Annotated in this window: 17 protein-coding genes and 1 pseudogene; 9 read left to right on the top strand and 9 right to left on the bottom strand. The window is 70.6% G+C overall.

What is annotated here, in order from left to right:
- The first annotated feature begins 341 nt into the window (after window positions 1-341).
- Together ACPT94_RS23595 and ptsP are read left to right on the top strand one after the other, a co-directional pair.
- Entirely contained in the window at window positions 342-791 is a 450-nt protein-coding gene (locus ACPT94_RS23595; RefSeq protein ID WP_360347027.1) for a PTS sugar transporter subunit IIA, read from the top strand.
- Between the two features lie 78 nt (window positions 792-869).
- Window positions 870-2,540 carry a phosphoenolpyruvate--protein phosphotransferase gene (ptsP, locus tag ACPT94_RS23590; protein WP_425246754.1) on the top strand — a complete coding sequence of 557 codons (1,671 nt, stop codon included), beginning with the start codon at window positions 870-872 and terminating at the stop codon, window positions 2,538-2,540.
- A 77-nt stretch (window positions 2,541-2,617) separates the two neighbouring features.
- On the opposite strand, the gene ACPT94_RS23585 is transcribed toward ptsP, so the two are convergent.
- Both ACPT94_RS23585 and ACPT94_RS23580 read right to left on the bottom strand, forming a co-directional pair.
- A complete protein-coding gene (locus ACPT94_RS23585; protein ID WP_425246753.1) occupies window positions 2,618-3,520 on the bottom strand; it encodes a DUF8829 domain-containing protein in 903 nt (300 codons plus the stop codon).
- 244 nt (window positions 3,521-3,764) lie between these two features.
- Entirely contained in the window at window positions 3,765-5,732 is a 1,968-nt protein-coding gene (locus tag ACPT94_RS23580; RefSeq protein WP_425246752.1) for an acetoacetate--CoA ligase, read from the bottom strand.
- 212 nt (window positions 5,733-5,944) lie between these two features.
- On the opposite strand from ACPT94_RS23580, the gene ACPT94_RS23575 reads away from it, so the two are divergent.
- Window positions 5,945-8,323, top strand: coding sequence for a glycoside hydrolase family 31 protein (locus ACPT94_RS23575; RefSeq protein ID WP_425246751.1), 2,379 nt, complete (start codon window positions 5,945-5,947; stop codon window positions 8,321-8,323).
- On the opposite strand, the gene ACPT94_RS23570 is transcribed toward ACPT94_RS23575, so the two are convergent.
- A complete protein-coding gene (locus ACPT94_RS23570; protein WP_360347017.1) occupies window positions 8,314-8,850 on the bottom strand; it encodes an NUDIX domain-containing protein in 537 nt (178 codons plus the stop codon). The two genes, ACPT94_RS23575 and ACPT94_RS23570, sit on opposite strands and share 10 nt — an antisense overlap.
- 46 nt (window positions 8,851-8,896) lie before the next feature.
- Window positions 8,897-9,706: a M15 family metallopeptidase gene (locus tag ACPT94_RS23565; RefSeq protein ID WP_425246750.1), complete on the bottom strand. Its 810-nt coding sequence runs from the start codon at window positions 9,704-9,706 to the stop codon at window positions 8,897-8,899.
- 161 nt (window positions 9,707-9,867) lie between these two features.
- On the opposite strand from ACPT94_RS23565, the gene ACPT94_RS23560 reads away from it, so the two are divergent.
- The 5 genes from ACPT94_RS23560 (at window position 9,868) to glpK (ending at window position 15,934) form a co-directional block, all read left to right on the top strand.
- A complete protein-coding gene (locus ACPT94_RS23560) occupies window positions 9,868-10,293 on the top strand; it encodes a Zn-ribbon domain-containing OB-fold protein (protein WP_360347031.1) in 426 nt (141 codons plus the stop codon).
- The gene (locus tag ACPT94_RS23555; protein WP_360347013.1) at window positions 10,290-11,480 is read left to right on the top strand and encodes a lipid-transfer protein; all 1,191 of its coding nucleotides are present in this window, start codon (window positions 10,290-10,292) and stop codon (window positions 11,478-11,480) included. Before ACPT94_RS23560 ends, ACPT94_RS23555 begins: the two co-directional genes overlap by 4 nt.
- A gap of 171 nt (window positions 11,481-11,651) precedes the next feature.
- Window positions 11,652-13,307, top strand: a complete 1,656-nt coding sequence (locus ACPT94_RS23550) for an EAL domain-containing protein (RefSeq protein WP_425246749.1) — start codon at window positions 11,652-11,654, stop codon at window positions 13,305-13,307.
- A gap of 336 nt (window positions 13,308-13,643) precedes the next feature.
- Window positions 13,644-14,393, top strand: coding sequence for an MIP/aquaporin family protein (locus tag ACPT94_RS23545; RefSeq protein WP_360347009.1), 750 nt, complete (start codon window positions 13,644-13,646; stop codon window positions 14,391-14,393).
- A gap of 20 nt (window positions 14,394-14,413) precedes the next feature.
- Window positions 14,414-15,934 carry a glycerol kinase GlpK gene (gene glpK, locus ACPT94_RS23540; protein ID WP_360347007.1) on the top strand — a complete coding sequence of 507 codons (1,521 nt, stop codon included), beginning with the start codon at window positions 14,414-14,416 and terminating at the stop codon, window positions 15,932-15,934.
- A 123-nt stretch (window positions 15,935-16,057) separates the two neighbouring features.
- On the opposite strand, the gene ACPT94_RS23535 is transcribed toward glpK, so the two are convergent.
- The 5 genes and pseudogenes from ACPT94_RS23535 to ACPT94_RS23515 all read right to left on the bottom strand — a co-directional run bounded on the left by ACPT94_RS23535 (window position 16,058) and on the right by ACPT94_RS23515 (window position 24,038).
- Entirely contained in the window at window positions 16,058-16,663 is a 606-nt protein-coding gene (locus ACPT94_RS23535) for a GTP-binding protein (protein WP_360347005.1), read from the bottom strand.
- Window positions 16,644-20,283, bottom strand: a pseudogene (locus ACPT94_RS23530) (hydantoinase B/oxoprolinase family protein). Before ACPT94_RS23530 ends, ACPT94_RS23535 begins: the two are co-directional and overlap by 20 nt.
- A gap of 24 nt (window positions 20,284-20,307) precedes the next feature.
- Complete coding sequence (locus ACPT94_RS23525; RefSeq protein ID WP_360347003.1) at window positions 20,308-20,703, bottom strand: DUF742 domain-containing protein; 396 nt, start codon at window positions 20,701-20,703, stop codon at window positions 20,308-20,310.
- Between the two features lie 9 nt (window positions 20,704-20,712).
- Window positions 20,713-21,147, bottom strand: a complete 435-nt coding sequence (locus tag ACPT94_RS23520) for a roadblock/LC7 domain-containing protein (RefSeq protein ID WP_360347001.1) — start codon at window positions 21,145-21,147, stop codon at window positions 20,713-20,715.
- Window positions 21,144-24,038 (bottom strand): sensor histidine kinase, encoded by a 2,895-nt coding sequence (locus ACPT94_RS23515; RefSeq protein ID WP_425246757.1) that lies wholly within the window; start codon window positions 24,036-24,038, stop codon window positions 21,144-21,146. The genes ACPT94_RS23520 and ACPT94_RS23515 overlap by 4 nt, the downstream gene beginning before the upstream one ends.
- Window positions 24,039-24,458: 420 nt before the next feature.
- Here ACPT94_RS23515 and ACPT94_RS23510 point away from each other — a divergent pair, with 420 nt between their 5' ends.
- Window positions 24,459-25,097 carry a hypothetical protein gene (locus ACPT94_RS23510; RefSeq protein WP_360346999.1) on the top strand — a complete coding sequence of 213 codons (639 nt, stop codon included), beginning with the start codon at window positions 24,459-24,461 and terminating at the stop codon, window positions 25,095-25,097.
- Window positions 25,098-25,175 lie beyond the last annotated feature (78 nt).

Below are 25,175 nucleotides of genomic sequence, written 5' to 3'. Positions count from 1 at the left end.
CTCCGGGCGCTTCCCTTCGGTGTTTCCAAACTCTATCAGGGTTTTTTCTTCCCTCTGACCACCCTCCCGCAGGCATGCAGAAGGAGACCCAGAGATAGGATCTGACAAGTTGGATGCTGCCCGGTTAAGCGCGCTCGTTCGCGTCACTCACCCCCAAGCAGGGGTACGACTGTACACGGGGGCGCCGAGCCGTTGCAAATCCATTAGGCTGGTGGTCTAGACCACGGATCGGGAGCACTCGTGCGGAACCGCCACTTCATGTGACATACGCTGCTGCACGGTGCGCCGTCCGGGACTGGTAGTGACGGCCCATATACATCTCCACCCCTGGGAGGCTTCCCATGACCACCGTGACGTCCCCGCTGGCAGGTCGCGCCATCGGACTGGCAGCCGTGCCGGATCCGGTCTTCTCCGGGGCCATGGTCGGCCCGGGAACGGCAATCGACCCGGTGCGTGAGCCTTCCGAGGCCGTCGCACCCGTGGACGGGGTCATCGTGTCCCTCCACCCCCACGCCTTCGTGGTGGTAGACGCCGATGGACATGGTGTGCTCACCCACCTCGGTATCGACACCGTGCAGCTCAACGGCGAGGGCTTCGAGCTCCTCGTGAACAAGGGCGACACCGTGACGCGCGGACAGGGCATCGTGCGCTGGAACCCGGTCGCGGTGGAAGAGGCCGGCAAGTCCGCGGTCTGCCCGGTCGTGGCCTTGGAGGCCACCGCCGACGCCCTCGACGAGCTGCGTGAAGACGGCGACGTGAAGACCGGTGACGTTCTCTTTTCCTGGCGCTGACGCCGAAGCCGTCGTATGACGGCACGTAGGACTACCACCGCGGCGGCGGGACCCGCCGCACTATCGGAGACGGGTGAGATGGAGACAACGCTGCGAGGCGTCGGCGTGAGCCACGGTGTGGCGATCGGCGAGGTTCGGCACATGGGAACGGCGGTGCTCGAACCGCCCGCCAGGCAGATCCCGGCGGAGGAGGCGGAGCGTGAACAGGGGCGCGCCCGTAAGGCCGTGGAGGCTGTGGCAGCCGACTTGATTGCGCGCGGCAATCTGGCGGGGGGCGAAGCTCAGGCGGTGCTTGAGGCACAGGCCATGATGGCTCAGGATCCGGAGCTGATGGCGGACGTGGACCGGCGCATCGCCGTTGGGAGCACGGCCGAACGTGCCGTGTACGACGCGTTCGCCGCCTACCGCGAGCTGTTGGCAGGAGCCGGCGAGTACCTCGCTGGTCGCGTGGCCGACCTCGACGATGTGCGGAATCGTATCGTCGCCCGTCTGCTGGGCGTCCCGATGCCGGGTGTTCCGGACAGCGACGAGCCGTATGTGCTTGTTGCACGGGACTTGGCGCCGGCCGATACGGCTCTGCTGGACCCGACGCTGGTGCTCGGGTTCGTCACCGAAGAAGGCGGGCCGACCAGCCACAGCGCGATTCTGGCGCGCGCCCTGGGCGTGCCCGCGGTCGTGGCGCTGCCGGGTGCCGGTGAGCTCGCCGAGGGGACGATGATCGCCGTCGACGGCAGCACCGGCGAGATCTTCGTGAACCCGAGCGAGGACAAGAAGGCACAGCTCGAGGCCGCGGCAGCGGAGCGCAAGGCGGCGCTCGCCGCCTCGACCGGGCCGGGTGCCACCGCCGACGGTCACAAGGTGCCGCTCCTGGCGAACGTCGGCGGACCGGCCGACGTGCCGGCCGCCGTCGAGGCGGGCGCGGAGGGTGTCGGTCTGTTCCGCACCGAGTTCCTCTTCCTCGACGACAGTAAGAACGCGCCGTCCGAGGAGAAGCAGGTCGAGGCCTATCGGCAGGTGCTCGAGGCGTTCCCCGAGGGGCGGGTCGTCGTGCGCGTGCTGGACGCGGGGGCGGACAAGCCGCTGGACTTCCTGACCCCTGCGGACGAACCGAACCCGGCGCTGGGCGTGCGTGGTCTGCGGACCTTGCTGGACCACCCCGAGATCCTGCGCACTCAGCTGGCGGCGCTCGCGAAGGCCGCCGAGGGGCTGCCGGTCTACCTTGAGGTGATGGCCCCGATGGTGGCCGACCGCGCCGACGCCAAGGCGTTCGCGGACGCCTGCCGGGCGGCGGGGCTGCAGGCGAAGTTCGGCGCGATGGTGGAGATACCGTCGGCCGCGCTACGGGCCCGTTCGATCCTGCAGGAGGTCGAGTTCCTGTCGCTGGGGACAAATGATCTCGCCCAGTACACCTTCGCCGCCGACCGTCAGGTGGGTGCGGTGTCCCGTCTGCAGGATCCGTGGCAACCCGCGCTGCTCGATCTGGTAGCGCTGTCCGCTGAGGCGGCCAAGGCCGAGGGCAAGAGCTGTGGTGTCTGTGGCGAGGCCGCGTCCGATCCGCTGCTCGCGTGTGTGCTGACCGGTCTGGGGGTCACCTCCCTGTCCATGGGTTCGGCGTCGATTCCTTATGTGCGGGCGACTCTGGCGAAGTACACGTTGGCGCAGTGCGAGCGGGCCGCTGCGGCCGCGCGCGCGACGGACAGCGCCGAGGAGGCGCGGAACGCCGCGCAGGCCGTGCTGTCCGGTGAGTAGTCGGCCCGGGCCGGCGTTCGGCTGGTGAACAGGGGCGCTCCGCCTTTTGGGCGGGGCGCCCCTTGTTGTTTCCTGTGTCAGTGGTGGTGGCCCGGCATCGGTCCTTCCCGTTCCTCCTGGCCGAGGTCGGGCGGCTCGCAGTAGTCGACGCCGGACTCGGGCGAGATGAGGTCTCCGGACTCGACGTCGGTGCAGTAGGCGTCGAACACCTCGCCGGCCGTCAGCGGTTCCAGTCCGTCGCCGCGCAGCCGCCATCCGTAGATCCGGTCGGGAGCGCCTTGGCTGCTGGTGCGCATGACCAGGCCGCCGGGGCTGTGGGTGGCGAGGCCGAGGGCGAGGACGGTGGTGAACTCGAGGGCTTCTGCCTCGTCGAGTGCTGCGGGGCCGTTGACTGCCTGGTCGGCGTGGAGGACGGCGACGAGGGTTTCGGGTGTTCCCGTGACACTGCAGACGAGGTGACTGTTGCCCGGTGGTGCGGTGTCGAGGATGCGGGCGAGGAGGTCGGAGGCGTGCCCGAAGGCGGCGCGGCCGAGGTCCTCGCCGCAGCTCGCGCAGGCGCCGAGCCGCGCGAGGAGGGTGGCCGCGTACTCCCAGGTCGCCTGCCGGACGGCTTCGTCGACGAGGGCGGGCACGAGGTCCGCCAGGGGCTGGCCCTCGTAGGGGATGGTGGGGCCGGTCGTCGCGAGTTCCGCCGTGAAGCGCGTGCGGTGGGCGGGGACGTCGGGGTCGAGGCCCTTCACCGTGCAGTACTCGGCGTACTCCTGCGGGTCGAAGAGGGCGACCGTGGTGTGGATGCCCTGGAGGGCGCGGGTTTTGAGCAGGTCCTCGACCTGTTTCAGGTAGGTGGCGTGGTCGTCGAAAGTGAAGCTGCGGTAGCGCCGCATGGCACGGAAGTCGTGTTCGTCGGTGAGCAGGCCGATGGTGCCGGCGATTTCACGGCGCAGGACGCGTCGCATGGTCTGGTGGTCCGTCTGTGCCATGTTTCCCCCTGTGTGCGCAGTCGATCAATGCTCACTCACAGTAATCGACAGCACTGACAACGGGTCCGGAACACAGTGGAAGTGGACCGCAGAGCACTGGATTCTCGCAGCTCAGAGCGGTGGTCCAGTGGAAGGTGGCCACCCGACGGGTCCGGTGGTGATCGTCACGGCGGGTGGTCCTTGGCGGCCGTGCTCGTCATGTCCGAGGCCGAGTGGGCGAGTGATCGGTTTCCACGAGGGGTGGTCAGGCTCGCTTGCGTGCGAGGTCCTCGTAGAAGTGGAGGAGATCCAGGTTGTCGATGGATCCGGGGTTGACCGCCTTTTCCAGTGGGGTTCCCTGGAGCAGGCGCTTGACCGGGACCTCGATGCGTTTGCCGGTGAGGGTGTGCGGGACTCCGGGGACCTCGATGATCTCGTCGGGAACGTGGCGCGGGGAGAGCTGTTCGCGGATGGTCTGTTTGATCCGGCTGAGGAGGCTCTCGTCGAGGACGGCTCCCGGGGCCAGATGGACGAAAAGGGGCATCCAGTAGCCTCCGTCAGGCTGCTCGATACCGATGACCAGGGATTCCTTGATCTCGGGCAGGCGCTCGACGGCCTCGTAGATGTCGGCGGAGCCCATGCGTACGCCCTGACGGTTGAGCGTGGAGTCGGAGCGGCCGTGGATGACGACCGAGCCCCGTGAGGTGACGGTGATCCAGTCGCCGTGGCGCCACACGCCGGGGTAGGTGTCGAAGTAGCTGTCGTGGTACCGGCTGCCGCCGGGGTCGTTCCAGAAGTAGACCGGCATCGACGGCATGGGGTTGGCGACGACCAGTTCGCCGACCTCGTCGATGAGGGGGTGACCGGCCGGATCCCAGGACTGCAGGTCGGTGCCGAGGCCGGGTGCCTGGAGTTCGCCGGTGTACACCGGGAGGGTCGGGACGGCTCCGGCGAAGCAGGAGCAGACGTCGGTGCCGCCGCTGACGGAGGCGATCCACAGGTCGTCGCGGACTTCGTCGTGCAGCCAGCGGAAGCCGTCGGGCGGCAAGGGCGAGCCGGTGGTGGCCACGCACTGGATCCTGGAAAGGTCGAAGTCGCGTGCCGGGTGGACCTCCGCCTTGCGGCAGGCCATGACGTAGGCCGCCGAGGTGCCGTAGAGGGTGGCTCCCGTGCGTTCGGCGACGCGCCACTGGGCGGCAGTGTCGGGGTAGCCGGGGCTGCCGTCGTAGAGGACGACCGTGGTGCCGGTCAGGAGGCCGGAGACGAGGAAGTTCCACATCATCCAGCCGGTCGAGGTGTACCAGAAGAAACGATCTTCTGGGCCCAGGTCGCAGTGCAGGCCGAGTTGCTTGAGGTGTTCGACCAGGATGCCGCCCTGGGACTGGACGATGGCTTTGGGCAGGCCGGTCGTGCCCGAGGAGTAGAGCACCCACAGGGGGTGGTCGAAGGGGACCTGTTCGAAGACGGGTTCCTCCTCCGCGGCCGTGAGGGCGGACCAGTCCAGGGCTCCCTCGGGCGCCTCCGTGCCCAGGAGGGGGATGTGGACGACGGCGCGCAGTGTGGGCAGTTCGCGGCGCAGTTCGGCGACGACGTCGCGGCGGTCGTGCTCCTTGCCGCCGTAGCGGTAGCCGTCGACGGTGAACAGGACGACGGGCTCGACCTGCTGGAAGCGGTCGAGAACGCTGCGGGCGCCGAAGTCGGGGGCGCAGGAGGTCCAGACGCCGCCGACGGCGGCCGTGGCGAGGAGGGCGACGACGGCCTGGGGGATGTTCGGAAGGTAGCCGCTGATCCGGTCTCCCGGGCGGACGCCGAGGCCGCGCAGTTCGGCGGCGAGGGAGCCGACCTGACGGCGCAGCTCGGACCAGGTCACCGGGCGTGGCTCATGGGTTTCGTCGACGTACAGGAGGGCTGGCTGGTCCGCGCGGGTGGCGGTGGCGCGCAGGGCGTGCTCGGCGTAGTTCAGCGTGGCCCCGGGGAACCACTGGGCGCCGGGCATGGAGCGGTCGCCGAGCACGCGCGCGTAGGGGGTTGAGAACCGTACGTCGAACCACTCCGTGACGGCTTTCCAGAATGTCTCCAGTTCGTCGACGGACCAGCGGTGCAGGGCCGGATAGCCGCCTTCGGAGGGGGCTCCGTGGTGCTCGGCCGCCCAGGACTGGAACCTTGTGATCTGGGCCTGGGCGATGCGCTGCGGATCGGGCCGCCAGAGCGGCTCGGGGTTCACGGTCGACATGGGGCGGCTCCCGGACTGTGCGCGTCGTGTGCGTGCCCGCGCACGTGCTGGGGTGTGCGCGTGACGCGGCTGACACGGACGATGCCATGTGATCGACTTCTACACCAGGGCATGCCCCACACAGTCCGTGTCGTGAAGATGTGGTCCCGGCACGGGTGAACGACAGTTGAACGGCACGCGCGCGTGGGGCGGCGAGTGGCAGGGTGAGCAGCATGGACGGTCGTGACCTGGTGCGTTCGATAAAAGCGGTCGGTTCCGCGGGGGCGGCCCAGGGTGTGCGCACCGTGCGGGCGGCGTGGCGCAGACGGCGCGCCGACGCCAGCGGGCTGCCGGCCCGGGGCGCCGAGCGGGCGCGCGTGCCGGGGCAGGTGCAGGAGGTGGAGCCGGCTCCCGGCGGCGGAACGGTGCGGTTCAGCCGCTCGGAGCTGCAGATCCGGGTGACCGTCAGCGGAGCCGTCTTCTGGGGCTGGGACGGGGCTGGACCCGAGCCGTCGTACGCGCTGGCCGGGCGATGCCCCGAGGTGGATCCTCGGGCCGTGCTGGAGCCGGACAAGGACGGTGGCTGGCGGGTCGTCGCCGAGCGGGTGACGGTCGTGGTCTCGCGGCACGGTGCGATCGAGGTGCGCACCCCGGGAGGCGTGACGTTGCGGCGCGATCTGCCGCCGCGATGGTGGGAACCGCAGCACGGGGGCCCGGGACGCTGGATGCAGCGGTCGGAGGTGGCGGCGGACGCGCGGTTCTTCGGGCTCGGCGGGCGGGCGTCCGGGCCGCGTCTGCGCGAGGGGACGTACCGGCTGTGGAACACCGATCCCGGTCACTCGTTCGATCGCGGGGACGATCCGCTGTACCTCACGATGCCGGTGCAGCTGGTGGTGGCCGACGCGGCGACGCATCTGGCGTTCCACGACACCTCCTGGGACGGCACGGTGACGCTGCGGGAGGGCCAGGAGGGGGCCGGCTCGGGACACGACCGGGCCGGGACGTCCGAGCTGCGGATGGACGGCGGTCCGTTGCGCTGCTGGGTGATGGTGGGCACCCCTGCGCGCGTGCTGCACACGTGGGCCTCGCTCACCGGCGCTCCGGCGCTGCCGCCCGCATGGGCGCTCGGGCACCATCACGCGCGGTGGGGCTTCGGGAGCGAACAGGAGGTGCGCCGCATCGTGGCGGGCTACCAGGAACGCGGCCTGCCGCTCGACGCGGTCCACCTGGACATCGACCACCTCGACGACCACCAGGTGTTCACCGTCGACCAGGAGAGCTTTCCCAAGCTGCCGGTGCTCGCCGAGGAACTGCGGCGGGACGGGATCCGTCTGGTGTCGATCGTCGATCCGGCGGTGAAGGCCGAACCGGGCAACGCCGTCTACGACAGCGGGGTCGCGGAGGACGCGTTCGTGCGGGACGCCTCCGGACGGCTCGTCGAGGGTGTGGTGTGGCCCGGTGAGGCGGTCTACCCGGATTTCACGCACGCGCGCGTGCGGCGGTGGTGGGGAGGCCTTTACGCCGAGCGGATCGCGCAGGGGTTCTCGGGTTTCTGGCACGACATGAACGAGCCCACGTCGTTCACCGCCTTCGGCGAGTCGACCCTGCCACGGTCGGCCCGGCACGCCCTGGAGGGGCGAGGCGGCGATCACCGCGAGGCGCACAATGTCTACGGGTTGTGCATGGCCCAGGCGGCCCACGAGGGGCTGCGAAAGCTGCTGCCCAAGGAGCGCCCGTTCGTCTTCTCCCGCTCCGGCTGGGCCGGCCTGCAGCGCTATGGCGGCACCTGGTCCGGTGACGTCGCCACGGGCTGGCCCGGGCTGCGGGCTTCCCTGTCGCTGGTCATGGGGCTCGGGCTGTGCGGGGTGCCGTACTCGGGGCCGGACGTGGGCGGTTACGACGGCAGCCCGTCTCCGGAGCTCTATCTGCGCTGGTTCCAGCTGGGCGCCTACCTGCCGCTGTTCCGTACGCACGCGGGTCTGCGGGCAGGGCGCAGGGAGCCGTGGGAGTTCGGTGCCGAGGTACTGGAGCACGCGCGCGCGGCGCTCGTCGAACGGGCGCGGCTGTTGCCCTACTTCATGACGCTGGCGCATCTGGCCCGGCGGACGGGGGCTCCCTATGTGCGTCCGCTGTGGTGGGGATCGCCTGAGGACCGGGCGCTGCGGGACTGCGAGGACGCCTTCCTGCTGGGTGACTGTCTTCTGGTGGCACCGGTGCTCGACGCGGGCACGGACCGGCGGGCGGTGCAGTTGCCGCGGGGGCTTTGGTACGACACGGCGACGGGGAAGGCGTACGAAGGGTCGGGGCAGGTGCTCGTCGACGCTCCCTTGGCGCGGATTCCGGTGCTCGCGCGCGCGGGTGCCGTCATACCGGTGCGTGGTGAGGACGGCAGTTTGCAGTTGGAGGTGTGGGCGCCGGCCCGCGGACGGACCGGGGGCGGCCTGGTGGTGCGAGACGCGGGCGACGGCTGGGAGGAGCCTGAGATCGAGCGGTACGTCGCCCGCTGGGAGGGCGGCCGGAGGGTCGTCGTCGAGCGGGAGGGTGAGGACGGCGTGCGCGAGCCGTCCCCTCCCGTGCGCGTACGCGGGCTCGGCGGGGCGCCTCAGACGTAGCGGCCCTCGAAGAACGCCCGTGCGGCGAGCGTGTGCAGCGGGAAGGCCAGCTCCTGCGGTCTGCGCAGGAGGTGCCAACCCTCCGTCTCGTCCGTCGCGGCCGACGTCGGCAGACGGTCCGCGGGGCGTTCCGGCAGGAGGCCGAACAGGAGGAGGTGGCCGTCGGGGGAGCTCATGGCGTCGACCAGGCGTACGTCGCGGCTCAGAGCGTCGATGCCGGTCTCTTCCTCGAGTTCGCGGACGACGGCCTGCCGCCAGTCCTCGCGGTCGTCGATGTAGCCGCCGGGCAGTGCGATGCCGCCGCGCGCGGGGTCGACGGTGCGGGTGATGACGACCAGGGCGGTGCCCTTGGTGTCGTAGACGGGCTGGAGCGCGATCGCGACCGGCAGCGGGTTGCGGTAGGCCACGGTGGCGCAGGCCGGGCAGGTGCGGGGCCAGCCGGTGACGCCCTCCCCGTAGAGCGCTCCACAGCTCGAACAGTGGGAGTCGCGCGCGGAGTTGGAACTGGAGTGCTGAGTTTCGGACACGCGGCGGACTGTATCCGATCATGGGAGGGCGTCGCGCACGGGCTGCTCAGTAAGCCTTGGTGAGCGACTTGGCGCTGACGGGGAAGTCGAAGTAGGTGTCCGGGTACGGCTCGGGCTTGAAGGTGTAGTGCCACCACTCTTCGGCGAGGTTGGCGAAGCCGAGCTCTTCCAGGGTGCCCTTGAGGAGCAGCCGGTTGGCGCGCTGCTCGCCCTGGATGCGCGGGTCGAGCGTGTGACTGAAGGTGTCGAAGCAGTCGAAGCCGGTGCCCATGTCCACGGAGTTGTCGGGGAAGCGCTTCTGTTGCGGCGCGTAGCACGGCACGAGGGGTTCGCCGGGGATGTACGGCCTGGTCGGGCGGGCCGGGAGCTTCACCAGGGTGAGATCGAGGGTCGAACCGCGGCTGTGACCGGATTTCTCGGCGATGTACCCGTCCTCGAACAGACGGGACTTGTCGACGTTCGGGTAGAACTCCCCTTTCATGGCCTGGTCGTCGAGGTCCTGTGCCCAGCGGACGAAGTGGTTCACCGCGCGCTGCGGCCGGTAGCAGTCGTAGACCTTGAATGTGTAGCCCTGGCGCAGAAGCTTCGTCTGCGCCCTGTGGAGGGCTTCGGCGGCCGGGCGGGTGAGGATGCACAGCGGCTGCTGGTAACCGTCGATGCGTTCGCCGACGAAGTTGTGCGGGGTGAAGTAGCGCATCTCCTGGAGGATCGTCGGATCCACGGTGCTGAGGGCGACGAAGTCCGCCGGGGCCTCGGGCTCGGTCCGGGCCCGGGCGGTGGCGGAGGTGGCGGTCACGGTCAGCAGGGCGGCGAGCACGGTGACGACACCGCGTACAGCACTGGAGAGTCGTGTCATGTCTCCTGCATCTATCAGGACCGGGTTCCGGTGGGGAAGCGATTGCGTGCAGTCGGTCCCGTCTGTGGGACGCCTGCCCATCTCGTCGTGCGCGTGCCACACTTCTGACGTTCCGTCAGATGAGGTGTCCGGGAGGGATCTTGTCACGTACACGCACACCCGTGGTCCCCGGGTGGTTCACCGGGCACGGGAACACCTTCAGGCTGCTCGGGACGCGGTGCTCGGCGTGCGGCTCGGTCTTCTTCCCCCGAGAGGACACGCACTGCCGCAATCCGCACTGCGAGGGTGGCGAGTTGGCGGAGTTCCCGCTTTCGCGGCGCGGGCGCGTCTGGTCGTACACGGACAGCCGCTACCGGCCTCCGTCACCCTATGTGACCGATCCGGAACTTCCATGGGAGCCGTACGCGTTGATCGCTGTGGAGCTGGAGTCAGAGCGCATGGTGGTGCTGGGACAGGCGGCTCCCGGTATCACCGTCGCCGATCTGGCGGTGGGCATGGAGGTGGAGGTCGTCCCCGGAGTGCTCCGGGAGGACGCGGAGACGACCTGGACGACCTGGCACTGGCGGCCGACGGAGGTGAGGGGATGACAGCGGAGGTGGCGGTGCTCGGCGTGGGGATGCACCCGTGGGGCAAATGGGGGCGCAGCTTCGTCGAGTACGGCGTGATGGCGGCGCGCGCGGCACTCGACGACGCGGGCCTGCACTGGCGGGACGTCGGCGCGGTCGTCGGCGCGGACACCGTGCGTGGCGGTTACCCGGGGTATGTGGCCGGGGCGACCTTCGCGCAGGCCCTGGGCTGGCGCGGAACCAGGGTGACGAGTGTGTACGCCGCGTGTGCGTCGGGGGCGCAGGCGATCAACGCGGCACGGGCTCAGATACTCGCGGGTCTGGCGGACGTGGTGCTGGTGGTGGGTGCCGATGCCGCGCCGAAGGGCTTCTTCCGCCCAGCGGGCGGGGACCGTCCGGACGACCCCGACTGGCTGCGGTTCCGGGTGCTCGGCGCGACCAACCCCATGTACTTCGGGCTGTACGCGCGTCGGCGCATGGCGGTGCACGGGGACACGCTGGAGGACTTCGCCCAGGTCAAGGTGAAGAACGCCGCCATGGGGGCGCTGAATCCGAACGCGCGCTACCGCGCGCGGGTCACCGCCGAGGAGGTCGCCGCCTCCGCGGTGGTCGCCGATCCACTGCGGCTGCTGGACATCTGCGCGACCTCGGACGGCGGGGCGGCGGTGGTGCTGTCCAGCATGGAGTTCGCGCGGCGGCACGGCGCCGCCGATCCGGTGCGGATCCGGGCGGTGGCCACCGTGACGCCCCGTTATCCCAACACGGTGCTGGACCTGCCGGACATCGCCACCGACTCGGCGGTGGCGGTGCCACCTCAGGGCGAGCCGTTCAGGGCGTCGATCGCGGCGGCCGCCTACGAGGAGGCGGGCGTAGGGCCCGAGGACCTGTCCCTGGCCGAGGTCTATGACCTGTCCACGGCACTGGAGCTGCAGTGGTACGAGGACCTCGGACTGTGCGGCGAGGGTGAGGGCGCCAAGCTGTTGCGGGAGGGTGCGACAGCACCGGGCGGGCGAATACCGGTGAACGTGAGCGGCGGACTGGCCTCGTTCGGAGAGGCGGTGCCGGCTCAGGCGATCGCCCAGGTCTGCGAGGTGACTTGGCAGTTGAGAGAGCAGGCGGGCGAGCGTCAGGTCCGTGGCGCGCGTGTAGGGATCACAGCGAACCAGGGGCTGTTCGGGCACGGATCGGCGGTGGTCGCGGTGCGGTGACGAGGAGAGAGAGGAGTCCACTGCGGGTCAGTGGCTGTCTGGGAGCACTTCACTGGCACCACAGAACGTGCTCGGGGCCGACGATCTGACGCTCCGTGAGCACCCCGGAATGCTGTGTGAACGTCTCATGAACTGGGCCTGGGCGCACTCCCGCGGCGACATCATGCTCCCGTGCACTCCTGGACGGATACTCTCCGCTTCGCCTTCCAGCCGGTGGTCAACCTGACCACCGGAGGAGTGGCCGGGCTGGAGATCCTCGCCCGCCCGGAGACCGGCGACATCCTGGCGGAGGCCCGGCGGGATCCCGGACTGGACGGCCGCCTGGCCGTGTTGGCGGTGCGGGCCGCGGTTCGCAAGGAGACGTTGCTGCCGCTGCATGTGAACGTGTTCGCCGGCACCCTGGCCGACCTCGGCGGTCTCACCCCGCTGCACGACGCCGTGCGCGAGGCGGGACGGCTGCCGTGGGAGGTGACGCTCGACGTCGTCCCGCCGTACACGCACGTACCGCACCGGGCGCTGATGGAGGCGCTGGCCTCGCTGCGGGACCAGGGTTTCCGCATCAGCGCGGACGGCGTCGGAGATGGAGACCTGCCGCTGCGGCTGCTCACGGACATCGGGCCGGACCTGGTGAAACTCGACGCGTCCCTGCTGGCGCGGCCGGCGGCGGTGCGGGCTATGCGGACACTGTGCGACGAACTGGGAGCACTGCTGGCGGTCGAGGGCGTGGAGACCGAACTGCAGTGTGCGGCGGCGCAGTCGGCCGGCGCGCAGCTCGCGCAGGGGGAGCTGTTCGCACCTCCCGCCCGGCTGCCCGCAGCCGATGTGTACGTGCCGTCGCGCTCCTTCGGCGTCGTGCCGGCGCCACGGTCAGGGCCGTCGGTGCGGGAGTTCGTCCGGCCGGCCGCGCTGCTGCCCGCGGGCGCCTCCGCCGGTCAGGTGCGCGCGCTGCTGACGGGGTCGCCGGACGTGTCCGGAGTGCTGCTCGTCGACCGGGAGGGCGTGCCGGTCCGGTCGGTACACCGGTCGCGCTTCCTGCTGTCGATGTCGGGGCGCTACGGACACGCCCTGTACGCCGACCGGCCGGCGGCCAAGCTCGGCGACCCGCCGCGCACGGTGGGCATCGACGCGACGGCGTGGGAGGTCCTTGACGTGGTCGCGGACGGCGGCCGGGACCGTACCTCCGACGATGTGGCCGTCGTCGACCGCTGTGGGCGGTGTGTGGGCGTCGTCCGGCTCGCGGACCTCGTGCGGGCACTGGCCGAGACGCGGGTCGAGGAGGCGGCGGGACTCAATCCGCTGACGCGGCTGCCCGGTTCGGACGCGATCACCGGGGAGGTGGACCGGCGGATCGCGGACGGGCGGACCTTCGCGCTGAGCTGGCTGGACGTCGACCACTTCAAGCAGGTCAACGACGGGGCCGGGTTCGCGGCCGGGGACGAGTTGATCCGGTCGGTGGGGCGGGCGTTGCAGGTCTCGGCGTGCGGGAGCACGCGTGTGGGGCACATCGGCGGTGACGACTTCCTGGTCCTCGCCGACCCGGAGGGTCTGGATCCGCTGGCCGCCTCGGTGCTCGACGCGCCGTGGTCGGCGGGCGGGCGCCCGGTCACCCTGTCGCTGGCCACGGTTCTGTGTCCGCCGGGCAGCGTGGCGGACCATCGCCAGGCGGCGGCCTGTCTGGCGCCACTGAAGAAGGCCGCGAAGGCGCTTCGCGGGGCGAGTTGGGTGGTGGGGCGGGCGGGATTGCCGGGGCACGAAGTGCGGCGGGGATCGATGCCGGTGGGAAGGGCGGAACCGGGAGTGGTGGGGGTGGAGCCGGGCGCGGGCTGACGGATTCCTGGCTCCGTGCGACCAGTTACCGGTCGCCCACCGGTCTCCGGCTTCCTCAACCATTGCCGTCACGCTCCTTGACGCTCCCTGGGCGCCGGTGAACACTTCCCGGTGTCAGCCGACATCGCCGTACATTCACGACGTACCAGGCGCTGCGCCCCAAAGGGCTCCCCGACCCATGGCCCACTCCCCCACGGGCGATTCGGCTACGACGGCATGCTCGTCAAGGAGGCCGGGCGGGGCGCGGGACTCCCTGCCTTGGCCGAAAAGCCACGGGAACCGCACCCTGCACAGAGCACCGGGGTCGATCGCCCCGGGCCGGGCCTAGGAGCCGCCATGAGCAACGGAGACATATTCGTCGGCGAGGTCATCGGAACCGCGATACTCATCCTGTTCGGCGCGGGCGTCTGCGCCGCCGTCACCCTCAGATACTCCAAGGCTCGGGCCTCGGGGTGGATCGTGATCGCCTTCGGCTGGGGGTTCGGCGTGCTGGCCGGGGCGTACACCGCCGCACCGCTGTCCGGCGGGCAACTCAATCCCGCGGTGACCATCGGGATCGCCGTCGACACGGGCAAGTGGGGGAAGGTCTGGGTCTACTTGCTGGGGCAGATCGTCGGCGCGATGCTCGGCGCCGTCCTCGCGTACCTGGTGTATCTCGCGCAGTTCCAGGCGAACGTACGGCAGACGGGTACGACGGAGGGCACCGCGGAGGAACCGACTCCGACCCTCGGCATCTTCTCCACCATTCCCGAGATCCGGAATCCCGTCGCCAACCTGATCACGGAGATCATCGCGACGGTCGCACTCGTCCTGCCGATCCTCGCCTTCGGGCTGACGAAAGGGCTCGGCCAGTCCGGCACGCTCGTGTTGATCGTGTCCCTGCTCGTCGTCGGCATCGGCCTCTCCCTCGGCGGGCCCACCGGCTATGCCATCAACCCGGCGCGCGACCTCGGCCCCCGCATCGTGCACACCTTCCTGCCGATCCCGAACAAGGGCACCTCCGACTGGGGTTACGCCTGGATCCCGGTCGTCGGCCCGCTGATCGGCGGAGCGCTCGCCGGCCTCCTCTACAACGCAGCCTTCTGAACCCAGCCCAAGGGGTAGCCATGACGGACAACGCCGAGAAGTACGTCGCCGCAATCGACCAGGGCACCACCTCGAGCCGCTGCATCATCTTCGACCGGAACGGCGCGATCGTCGCCGTCGACCAGCGCGAGCACCGTCAGATCTTCCCCAGGCCCGGCTGGGTGGAGCACGACGCCACCGAGATCTGGTCCAAGGTCCAGGCTGTGGTCGCCGGAGCGATCGCCAAGGCCGGGCTGCGCGCCGAGCAGATCAGCGCCCTGGGCATCACCAACCAGCGCGAGACGACCGTGTTGTGGGACCGCGCCACGGGCAAGCCGGTGCACAACGCGATCGTGTGGCAGGACACCCGGACCGCCGCGCTCTGCAACGAGTTGGGCGGCGCCGACGGCCAAGACAGGTTCCGCGAGCAGACCGGACTGCCGTTGGCCAGCTATTTCTCAGGGCCGAAGGCCGCGTGGCTGCTCGACAACGTGCCCGGTCTCAGGGACCGCGCCGAGCACGGCGAGATCGCCTTCGGCACTATCGACTCCTGGCTCATCTGGAATCTCACCGGCGGGGTCGACGGCGGCCGGCACGTGACCGACGTGACCAATGCCGGGCGCACGATGCTGATGAACCTGGAGACGCTCCAGTGGGACGCGTCCATCCTGTCCGCGATGAGCGTGCCCGAGGCCGTCCTGCCCGAGATCAGGTCCTCCGCCGAGGTGTACGGCACCGCAGTGGGCCAGCTCTCCGGAGTGCCCGTCGCCTCAGCGCTGGGCGACCAGCAGGCGGCGGTCTTCGGTCAGGCCTGCTACGACGTGGGCACGGCGAAGAACACGTACGGGACGGGCAGCTTCCTGCTGCTGAACACCGGCGACCGACCGGTGCCGTCGAAGAGCGGGCTGCTGACGACGATGGGCTACAAGATCGGCGGGGAGGCGCCCGTCTACTGCCTGGAGGGTTCGATCGCCATAACGGGCGCGCTCGTGCAGTGGTTCCGGGACCAACTCGGCATCATCCGTACGGCTGACGAGATCGAGACGCTGGCGGCGAGCGTCGACGACAACGGCGGCGCGTACATCGTGCCCGCGTTCTCCGGGCTGTTCGCGCCGTACTGGCGGTCCGACGCGCGCGGTGTCGTCACCGGGCTCACACGGTACGTCACGAAGGCGCATCTCGCGCGGGCGGTGCTGGAGGCGACGAGCTGGCAGACGCGGGAGGTCGTGGACGCCATGTACCAGGACTCCGGGGTGCGGATCACGACCCTGAAGGTGGACGGCGGCATGACGAAGAACAACCTGCTCATGCAGCACCAGGCAGACGTGCTCGGCGTGCCCGTCATCCGGCCCCGGGTCTCCGAGACGACCTGCCTGGGCGCGGCGTACGCGGCCGGGCTGGCCACCGGCGTGTGGAACGACCTCGACGAGCTGAAGGCGCACTGGCAGAAGGACGCCGAGTGGACGCCGTCGATGGAGGCGTCGGTACGGGACCGCGAGTACCACAACTGGCGCAGGGCGGTGGAGAAGAGCCTCGGCTGGGTGGCGGACGGCGAGGGGTAGGCGGCACGCGCGCGTGCCCTCGGGTTGCACACGCGCGGGCGGCTCGATGTGCCGTACGCGCGCGTGTGTCCGCGTTGAGCCGCGGCCCGTGGCGCTGTCGTCCGGGTACGGGCCGTGCGCGTCTCAGGTGGTGACGGTCCGGCGGCGGTCGGTGCCGTACTCCATGGCGTGCTGGACGACGCCGACCAGGACGTCCTTGACCGAACCACGGTCGCGGGCGTCGCAGAGCACCACCGGTACGTCGTCGTCGAGATCGAGCGCCCCGCGTACGTCCTCGACCGGATAACGGGCCGCGCCCTCGAAGCAGTTGACGCCGACGAGGAAGGGTATGGAGCGACGTTCGAAGTAGTCGATCGCGGCGAAGCAGTCCTCCAGGCGGCGCGTGTCGGCGAGCACGACGGCGCCGAGCGCACCCTCGGAGAGCTCGTCCCACATGAACCAGAACCGCTCCTGACCGGGCGTCCCGAACAGGTACAGCACCAGGTCCTCGCGCAGGGTGATGCGTCCGAAGTCCATGGCGACGGTGGTGGTGTGCTTGCGTTCGACGCCCGTGGTGTCGTCGACCGGGCGGCCCGCCTCGGTGAGGAACTCCTCGGTGCGCAGCGGCCTGATCTCGCTGACGGCGCCGACGAGGGTGGTCTTGCCCACGCCGAAGCCGCCGGCCACCAGGATCTTGAGCGTGACGGGCTCGACCGGGGGCTTGCCGCGCTCAGAACGCCCGAAGATCATCGATCACTTCTCCTGCTTGATGGGGGGTCGTGGGGCGGTGGGCCGAAGCCTCCGCCGCCGGGGGTTTCGATGACGAGGACGTCGTCGGTGCCGACGTCCACGGAGTCGCTGCCGTCGAGTCCGACGGCGGTGCCGTCCGCGCGTTCCACCCGGTTGGCGCCCAGCGCGCCGGGTGCGCCGCCGGCCATGCCGTACGGGGGCACTCGGCGGTGCTGGGACAAGGTGGACACGGTCATGGGCTCCAGGAAGCGCATACGGCGCACCGCCCCGTCCCCGCCGCGCCACCGTCCGGCGCCGCCGCTGCCGTGCCGGACCGCGAACTCGTCGAGCCTGACCGGCAGCCGCCACTCGAGGACCTCGGGATCGGTCAGGCGGGAGTTGGTCATGTGGGTCTGCACGACGCTCGCGCCGGGGAAGCCGTCGCCGGCGCCGGATCCGGAGGCGACGGTTTCGTAGTACTGGTGGCGTTCGTTGCCGAAGGTGACGTTGTTCATCGTGCCGGAGCCCTCGGCCTGGACTCCGAGGGCCGCGTAGAGGGCACCGGTGATCGCCTGGGACGTCTCGACGTTGCCTGCGACGACGGCGGCGGGCGGATCGGGCGCGAGCAGGGAGCCTCGCGGCACGATGATCTTCAGGGGGCGCAAGCAGCCGTCGTTGAGCGGGATGTCGTCGGCGACGAGGGTGCGGAAGACGTACAGGACGGCCGCGTTGACGACCGAGAAGGGGGCGTTGAAGTTGGTCGCCAGTTGGGGTGAGGTGCCGGTGAAGTCGACGGTCGCGGAGCGGTTTCCGCGGTCCACGCGCACGCGTACCCGGATGACGGCGCCCGCGTCGGTCTCGTAGGCGTACTCGCCGTCGTCGAGGGCGTCGATGACACGGCGCACGGCCTCCTCGGCGTTGTCCTGGACGTGCCTCATGTACGCCTGCACGACGTCCAGCCCGAAGTTTTCGATCATGCGAGCGACTTCGTCGACGCCTTTCTGGTTGGCGGCGATCTGGGCGCGCAGGTCGGCCAGGTTGGTCCGCGGATTCCGGGACGGGTAGGACGCCTCGGTCAGCAGACGGAGGGTCTCCTCCTCGCGGAAGCGGCCGTTCTCGGCGAGGAGCCAGTTGTCGAAGAGGACGCCCTCCTCGTCGATGGTGCGGCTGTTCGCCGGCATGGAGCCGGGGGCGATGCCGCCGATCTCGGCGTGGTGGCCGCGGGAGGCGACGTAGAAGAGGATCCGGTCACCCTGCGTGTCTGGAAGGGAGGCCTTGCTGTCGAAGACCGGGGTGATGACGGTGACATCGGGCAGGTGGGTGCCGCCGTGGTACGGGTCGTTGACCGCGTACGTGTCGCCGGGGCGCATCGCGGAGCCTCGGCGGCGGATGACCTCCTTGACGCTGGTGCCCATCGAGCCCAGGTGGACGGGGATGTGCGGGGCGTTGGCCACCAGGTTTCCGTCGGGGTCGAAGAGTGCGCAGGAGAAGTCGAGGCGTTCCTTGATGTTGACCGACTGGGCCGTCGACTCGAGGCGGGCACCCATCTGTTCGGCGATGGACATGAAGAGGTTGTTGAAGACTTCGAGGAGGACGGGATCGGCTTTCGTGTCGAGATCGGAACTCTGCGTAATCGCCGCGCGTTCCATGAGCAGATGCCCGTCGTGGGTCGCGGCGGCCCGCCAGCCGTCGTCGACGACGGTCGTCGCGCCGGCCTCGGTAATGATCGCCGGGCCGGTGACGGTCTCGCCGGGAGGAAGGTCCTCGCGGCAGTGGAGGGGTACGTCGCGCCAGGCGCCGCCGGTGTGAAGGCGGACGGTCTCCGGGGCGGCGGTGCGGCCTTCGTACGGGGCGAGGGCCGAGAGATCGGGGGGTTCGGTGATGCCGGTGGCTTCGACGGAGAGCGCTTCGACGACGATCGGGCGGTCGAGGGTGAAGGAGTACGTGGCGCGATGACGTTCTTCGAAGTCGTGCCTCATGGCGGCGGGCTCGGTCAGCTCGACGGTGAGAGTGGTGTCGGTGCCGTCGTAGCGGAGCTGTGCGCGGCGGATGACCTGGACGTGGTCGTCCGGGACGTCCTCGGCGAGGAGTTCGGCGCGGGCCGCCGCCTCCAGGTCGTCGGCCGTCTTGTGGATCGCGGGCATGGAGGCGGTTTCCAGGGGCGCCTCGACGGACTGTTCGCGCATGGCCGTGGTATCGGCGAGACCGATCCCGAGCGCGGACAGGACGCCGGCCATGGGAGGCACGAGGACGGTGCGGATGCCGAGCGAGTCGGCGACCAGGCACGCGTGCTGGCCTCCGGCGCCACCGAAGGTGGTGAGGGCGTAGCGGGTGACGTCGTGGCCCTTCTGGACGGAGATCCGCTTCACGGCGTTGGCGATGTTGGCGACGGCGATCTGCAGGAATCCCTCGGCGACCTGTTCCGGGGTGCGATCGTCGCCGGTCCTCGTGCGGATCTCGCGCGCGAGGGCGGTGAAACGGTCACGGACGAGCGTGTCGTCGAGGGGCTGGTCGCCGTGCGGACCGAACACGTGGGGGAAGTGGGCGGGCTGGATGCGCCCCAGCATCACGTTGGCGTCGGTGACGGCGAGCGGGCCACCGCCTCGGTAGCAGGCCGGTCCCGGGTCCGCGCCGGCCGAGTCCGGTCCCACGCGGTAGCGGGTGCCGTCGAAGTGGAGGACGGAGCCGCCGCCCGCGGCGACGGTGTGGATGTCCAGCATGGGCGCGCGCAGGCGGACGCCCGCGATCTGTGTGGTGAAGACCCGTTCGTACTCGCCCGCGAAGTGGGAGACGTCCGTGGAGGTGCCGCCCATGTCGAAGCCGATCACTCGGTCGAAGCCGGCGAGCTGGGACATGCGGGCCATGCCGACGATGCCGCCGGCGGGCCCGGACAGGATGGCGTCCTTGCCGCGGAACTGGGTCGCTTCGGCGAGCCCGCCGTTGGACTGCATGAACAGCAGCCGGACGCCCCGGAGTTCGTCGGCGACGTGCCGGACGTAGCGGCGCAGTACGGGCGAGAGGTAGGCGTCGACGACGGCGGTGTCCCCGCGCGGGACGAGTTTCATGAGCGGGCTGACCTCGCTGGACAGCGAGATCTGCGGGAAGCCGATGCGGGCGGCCAGACTGCCGACGGCTTGTTCGTGGGCCGGGTGGAGGTGGCTGTGCATGCAGACGACGGCGAGGGCCCGGATGCCGTCGTCGTACGCCTCCTGCAGCGGCCCGGCGAGGGCGTCCAGGTCGGGGGCGCGCAGGACGGTGCCGTCGGCGGCGATGCGCTCGTCGACCTCCACGACCCGCTCGTACAGCATTTCGGGGAGGTCGATGCGGCGGGCGAAGATGTGAGGGCGGTTCTGGTAGGCGATGCGCAGCGCGTCGCGGAAGCCGCGGGTGACGACGAGCAGGGTGCGCTCGCCCTTGCGCTCCAGGAGGGCGTTGGTGGCCACTGTCGTGCCCATACGGACGGACTCGACTGGTTCCTGTGGGTCCCCCAGCAGGGCGCGGACACCGGCGACGGCCGCGTCGGCGTACCGGGCCGGGTTGTCGGACAGCAGTTTGCGGGTCAGCAGCAGGCCGTCGGGGCGGCGCGCCACGATGTCGGTGAAGGTGCCGCCCCGGTCGACCCAGAACTGCCAGCCGGTCACGTCCTCACCTCGCTTCCGTACTGCTCACAGCGCTCGGAGGCCGTTGATCACATCGCGAAGAATACTCTCGTCCGGCAGTTCGGCCGGAGGTACGGGCCGGTTCACATGGACGAATTCCCCGCCCACGAGGTCCCCGACGAGGACCCGGACCACGCCGATGGGCAGATCGAGCTCGGCGGCGAGCTCGGCGACCGACTGCGGCGCTTCCCGGCACAGACCCACGATGTCCACGTGTTCCGGGGACAGCGCCGGATCCGCCTCCGGGTCGTCGGCGTGGGGCTCGGCGACGACCACCGCGATCAGATCGAGACGGTGCTGGACCGCACTGGTGGTGCGGCCACGCGTCATGGCGTACGGACGGACGACCGGTCCGGCCTCGTCGTCGAACCAGTGGCTGCTTCCCTGACCGTCTGTGCTCATGCCATCCCACTACCCGCCCGAGGGCAGATCGGTGCGCGGCGCGGTGCCCAGATGTGCGCCGACCCGCTTCACGAGGAGCGTCATCTCGTACGCCACCAGCCCGACGTCCGAGTCGGCGTCCGCCAGGACGGCGAGGCAGCTGCCGTCACCGGCGGCCGTGACGAACAGGAAGGCCTCGTCGAGTTCGACCACCGTCTGCCGGACGCTGCCGGCCTCGAAGTGGCGGCCGACCCCCTTGGCGAGGCTGTGGAATCCGGAGGCGACGGCGGCCAGGTGCTCGCTGTCCTCCCGGGTCAGGTCCTTGGACACTCCCGTCGGCAGGCCGTCGCCGGAGAGCACGACGGCCTTGCGAATGCTGGCGACGCGGTCGACGAGGTCGTCGAGGAGCCAGTTCAGTTCGCCGTTGTTGGTCGTGGTGTGGCCGGTCGCCTTCGGTGCGGTCATCGACCGTCCCCCTCATTCGTTCCTTGTGGTGCTGTGCCGCTGTGGGCGTCATCGCCCGCGGCGTTTTCTGCTCGACCTCGCTGCCAGCCACGCTGGAGCGAGGCCATGCGGCTGCGTACCTCGTCGGCGTCCCGGTCGGCGGGGTCCGTGTGGTCCTCGGTACGCGGTGCCGGACCTTGCCGCAGTTGCGGCGCCAGGTTCGCCTGCCGTACGCGCCGGGGCAGGGGTCCTGTGCCGGAGCCGGCGTCATGAGCCGCGGCTCCGGGCCGCCGGGTGGAGTCCTCGGGGCTGCGCTGCGCCACGTCGGCAGGCTGATGAGGCGTGCCACGGGGGTGCTCGGCCGGGTCCTCCGGGCCGCTCTGCAGCGCTGCGGCCTTGCGGGTCCGCCGGGGAAGGGCGGGCGGCTGGGACGGCTCCTCGGCGCCATGGCCCGGGTACTCGCCCGCACCGATGCTCCGCGGGATGTGCGCCGTCGCTCCGCGTCGCCGCGAGGGCAGAGGGGCGGGGACGTCGTCCTCCGGCCGACGTCCCCCCGGTCGCGACGGCGGGTCCTCGGCCGCTTCCGCGCGGCGGGCTCGCTGATCGGTCACGGGGCGGCCGTGGGAGCTGACCAGCTTGGGGGTCCGGCGGCTCGGCAGAGAAAGGGGGGCGACCGGGTCGCCGGGGGCGGTCCTGTCCGGGGCGCCCGGCGAGTCGGGAAGCCGCAGGTGCGGTTCGCCGACGCCGGGTCCGTCCTCCGCGCGGGTGAGGGGGCGGCGGGGGCGGAAGAGGCCGTCCCGGTCGCCGTCCTCCTCGACCAGGGGGGCCGGGAATTCGCCGAGGGCGTCCAGGTCGACGGGGGCTTCCAGCTCGACCGGTCCGTCCAGCAGCGCGGCGGGCACGCCGGGGAGTTTCACCGGAGTCTGGGAGAGCGCGGACCTACGGCTCTCCGCGGACTCGCCCTCCTTGGGAGGTCGGGGGCGGTCGAGGCGGAAGCCGATGCCGTTCGTGTCGGGGACGTCGTCGGTGAGCAGGGCGTCGGGAATGAAGACGACCGCGGTCGTGCCCCCGTACGGGGAGGGCTGCAGGGAGACCCGGACGTTCTGCCGCTGGGCGAGCCGGCTGACCACGAACAGTCCCAGCCGGTCGGTGTCGGACAGCTCGAACTCGGGCGTCTCGGCGAGCCGGAGATTGGCCTCGAGGAGCGCTTCCGGTGCCATCCCGAGGCCGCGGTCGTGGATCTCCAGGGTGAACCCGTTGGCGACCCGCTCGCCCAGGACGTGGACGGCGGTGTGCGGAGGGGAGAACACGGTGGCGTTCTCCAGGAGTTCGGCCACGAGGTGGGTGAGGTCGGCGACGGCCGGTCCGGTGACGGCGACGCGTGGCAGGCGGCGGACCTCGATGCGCTCGTAGTCCTCCACCTCGGCGACCGCGGCGCGCACGATGTCCATGAGCTGGATGGGCTTGCGCCACTGCCGCGAAGGAGCTGCGCCGGAGAGGATCACCAGGCCCTCGGCGTGCCGTCGCATGCGGGTGGTGAGGTGGTCGAGCCGGAAGAGGTCGGCGAGTTCCTCGGTGTCCTCGGTGCGGCGCTCCATGGTGTCGAGCAGGGTGAGCTGCTTGTGCAGCAGGACCTGGCTGCGGCGGGCCAGATTGACGAAGACCTCGGAGACTCCGGCGCGGAGTTCGGCCTGTTTGACGGCGGCCTCGACGGCGGCGCGCTGGAGGGTGTTGAGGGCCTGGCCGACCTCGCCCATCTCGTTCTTGTCGTACTCCAGTCGCGGGACCTCGGTCTCGACGTCGACCTGCTCGCCCGCGGAGAGGCGGCGCATCACGCTGGGGAGGCGGACACCGGACGCCTCGTGGGCGTCGAGCCGCAGCTGGCGCAGGTCACGGATGAGGCCGCGGCCGATGCGCACCGACAGGACGAGGGAGGCGATCAGGGCGATCAGACCGAGGACACCGGCGACGACCGCCTTGACGATGACCTCGATCGCCACCGGACGGACACGGTCCTGGTAGCGGTCGTTCGCCTGTTCGTCGAGGGTGCCGAGTTCGTCCAGGACGTTCGCGGCGGCGGTGTCCCAGGTCCGCGCGGTGACGCCTCGGGGCATGCCGCCGGGCGTGGTGGAGACGACGGCCTGTTCGGCCGTGCGCAGCGGGGCGGTGGTGGCGTTCTTCCAGAAGCTCTCGTAGCGTTCGCGCTCCGCGACGGGCAGTTGAGCGAGGCTGATGTCGTAGACGACGTTCCGCTGGGCCTCGAAGTCGGAGACGTCGCGTATCTCCTCACGGGTGAGCCGTCCCACGACGAGGGCGGAGCCCAGCAGGGCGTCCTCCTGGGAGAGCAGTTCACGGGCGCGGGCGACGCTGACGAGGGCCCGGTACTGCTTGTCCATCTCCACGCTGTCGACCACGTCCAGCTTGGCGAGCAGGGTGTAACAGGGGTCGATCAGCTGGTTGTAGAGGTCCAGGGCCTGTGCCCGGGTCACGGTTCCCTCTTCGACGCTGCGACGCAGGGAGTCGACCCCGTCGAAGGCGTCGAGTACCGCGGTCAGGCCCGCGCCGTCGTCCTGGTCCAGGACATCGCGTACGTCGGGGTCCCTGGCGTTCTTACGGATCTCCGCAAGGGCCTCGTCCGTGGCCGTCCGGGTGCGGCGCAGCGCGGAGAGCGCGTCGGAGGCACGAGGGTCGGCGAGGTAGACGAGGGTCTGCCGGCGCTCCTGCTGGACGACGCGAACCGTGTCCTCTATCGGGTAGCCGACCTTCTCCACCACGTGCGACACGGTGAACAGGCGGCTCGCCTCACGGCCCGTGAGCACCATCGCGAAGCCCCAGATGGCGGTCAGGGACACCAGCGGCACGAGAAGCAGCGCCACGATCTTCCGGCGGATCGACTTCCCGCGAAAGCGCATGGCCTCCCCCAGCTCGAACCCCCACCGGCAGGGGGTACGCATGTGCGTCAACAAACGTCGCGAGCCTACTACCGACGCAAAGTTAACTCGAAGAGGCGTCTGGAACCCGCCCGTCCGTATCGGGGTCGAGGCGAGGGCAGTTGTCCGGGCATTGCGGGAGATTGCCGCCTTGAATCCGCAGTTCCGGGCCGGACCGGATCGGATCGGCGCCGTGGGCGAGTTGGCCAGAATTTTTCCAAACCAGGGAATCTTCCAGGCGCGTTGCTCGTCCTACTCATTGGGAATCGGGGGCGGAATCGGCCACAGGAGCCGCATGCCGCACCTTGGCGGCGTAAAAGAGCGCAAGCCGGGCAGCCACTGGGGAGCCGGTTCTTCGAGCCGGAAGCAAGCGGCTTGCCGGCGGTGGGGAGTGACACGTTGATGGGCACGGCGGAGCGGCGCGAGGCGCCCGAGGACGGCGCGGCGGTGCGCGGTACTGCGCTGCGGGAGCCCAAGGTACCCGAGGCGCGCAATCCCGAGATCGCGGCGCACGGTCGCGGCGTGACGGACGGCCGTGGGGCTCCGGCGACTGCGAAGGCCGCCGAGGGCGCACCCGAAGGCACCGGGCGAGTGGGCGCTGTCGGAGGCAGTGGTGCGAGCGGTAGTGCCGTCCAGGAGCGGGCGGCGTACCGGCCGTTGTGGGTCGAGGAGCCCGCGCGTCGGCGTCGGCTCCCCGACCCGGTCCGTACGGCGGCGGTGCGCGCGGTGCTCATCATCGCCGTGACGCTGCTTCAGGCCATGGTCGCCTTCTTCTGCACCCTGGCCGGATCCTGGCTGGCCTTCCCCATGGTGATCAGCAGCGTGGTCAGTACGGTGGTGGCGACCTGGGGTGCGCTGGACGTCTGGGTGACCCGGCAGGTGTGGAACCAGCGGCACGGTGTGGTGTCGACTCCGAGCAGCACCGCGCGGGCACTGCGGCGCGAGCGGCGCCGGGCGCACCGGCAGGCGCGGGCCGCCGAGCGCGCCCAGGAACGGATACGCCGGCAGGGCGGCGGTGCCGGGCGACTGTCCCACTCCTGAGGCAAGCCTCCGAGGCGTACTTCCTGAAGGTACGTGGGCAGAGGAGGAAGCCCAGCGCACTCCGGGGTCACACCGCCC

It is taken from the genome of Streptomyces aurantiaciflavus (genome assembly GCF_049808595.1).
GTDB lineage: Bacteria > Actinomycetota > Actinomycetes > Streptomycetales > Streptomycetaceae > Streptomyces.
The sequence above is the reverse complement of the archived record's forward strand: the minus strand, read 5'-3'. Positions and strand labels throughout refer to the sequence as shown.

Coding starts and splice junctions, on each gene's coding strand:
- ACPT94_RS23595 (WP_360347027.1), top strand. CDS start 342: ATGACCACCGTGACGTCCCCGCTGGCAGGTCGCGCCATCGGACTGGCA.
- ptsP (WP_425246754.1), top strand. CDS start 870: ATGGAGACAACGCTGCGAGGCGTCGGCGTGAGCCACGGTGTGGCGATC.
- ACPT94_RS23585 (WP_425246753.1), bottom strand. CDS start 3,520: ATGGCACAGACGGACCACCAGACCATGCGACGCGTCCTGCGCCGTGAA.
- ACPT94_RS23580 (WP_425246752.1), bottom strand. CDS start 5,732: ATGTCGACCGTGAACCCCGAGCCGCTCTGGCGGCCCGATCCGCAGCGC.
- ACPT94_RS23575 (WP_425246751.1), top strand. CDS start 5,945: ATGGACGGTCGTGACCTGGTGCGTTCGATAAAAGCGGTCGGTTCCGCG.
- ACPT94_RS23565 (WP_425246750.1), bottom strand. CDS start 9,706: ATGACACGACTCTCCAGTGCTGTACGCGGTGTCGTCACCGTGCTCGCC.
- ACPT94_RS23555 (WP_360347013.1), top strand. CDS start 10,290: ATGACAGCGGAGGTGGCGGTGCTCGGCGTGGGGATGCACCCGTGGGGC.
- ACPT94_RS23545 (WP_360347009.1), top strand. CDS start 13,644: ATGAGCAACGGAGACATATTCGTCGGCGAGGTCATCGGAACCGCGATA.
- glpK (WP_360347007.1), top strand. CDS start 14,414: ATGACGGACAACGCCGAGAAGTACGTCGCCGCAATCGACCAGGGCACC.
- ACPT94_RS23535 (WP_360347005.1), bottom strand. CDS start 16,663: ATGATCTTCGGGCGTTCTGAGCGCGGCAAGCCCCCGGTCGAGCCCGTC.
- ACPT94_RS23525 (WP_360347003.1), bottom strand. CDS start 20,703: ATGAGCACAGACGGTCAGGGAAGCAGCCACTGGTTCGACGACGAGGCC.
- ACPT94_RS23520 (WP_360347001.1), bottom strand. CDS start 21,147: ATGACCGCACCGAAGGCGACCGGCCACACCACGACCAACAACGGCGAA.
- ACPT94_RS23515 (WP_425246757.1), bottom strand. CDS start 24,038: ATGCGCTTTCGCGGGAAGTCGATCCGCCGGAAGATCGTGGCGCTGCTT.
- ACPT94_RS23510 (WP_360346999.1), top strand. CDS start 24,459: ATGGGCACGGCGGAGCGGCGCGAGGCGCCCGAGGACGGCGCGGCGGTG.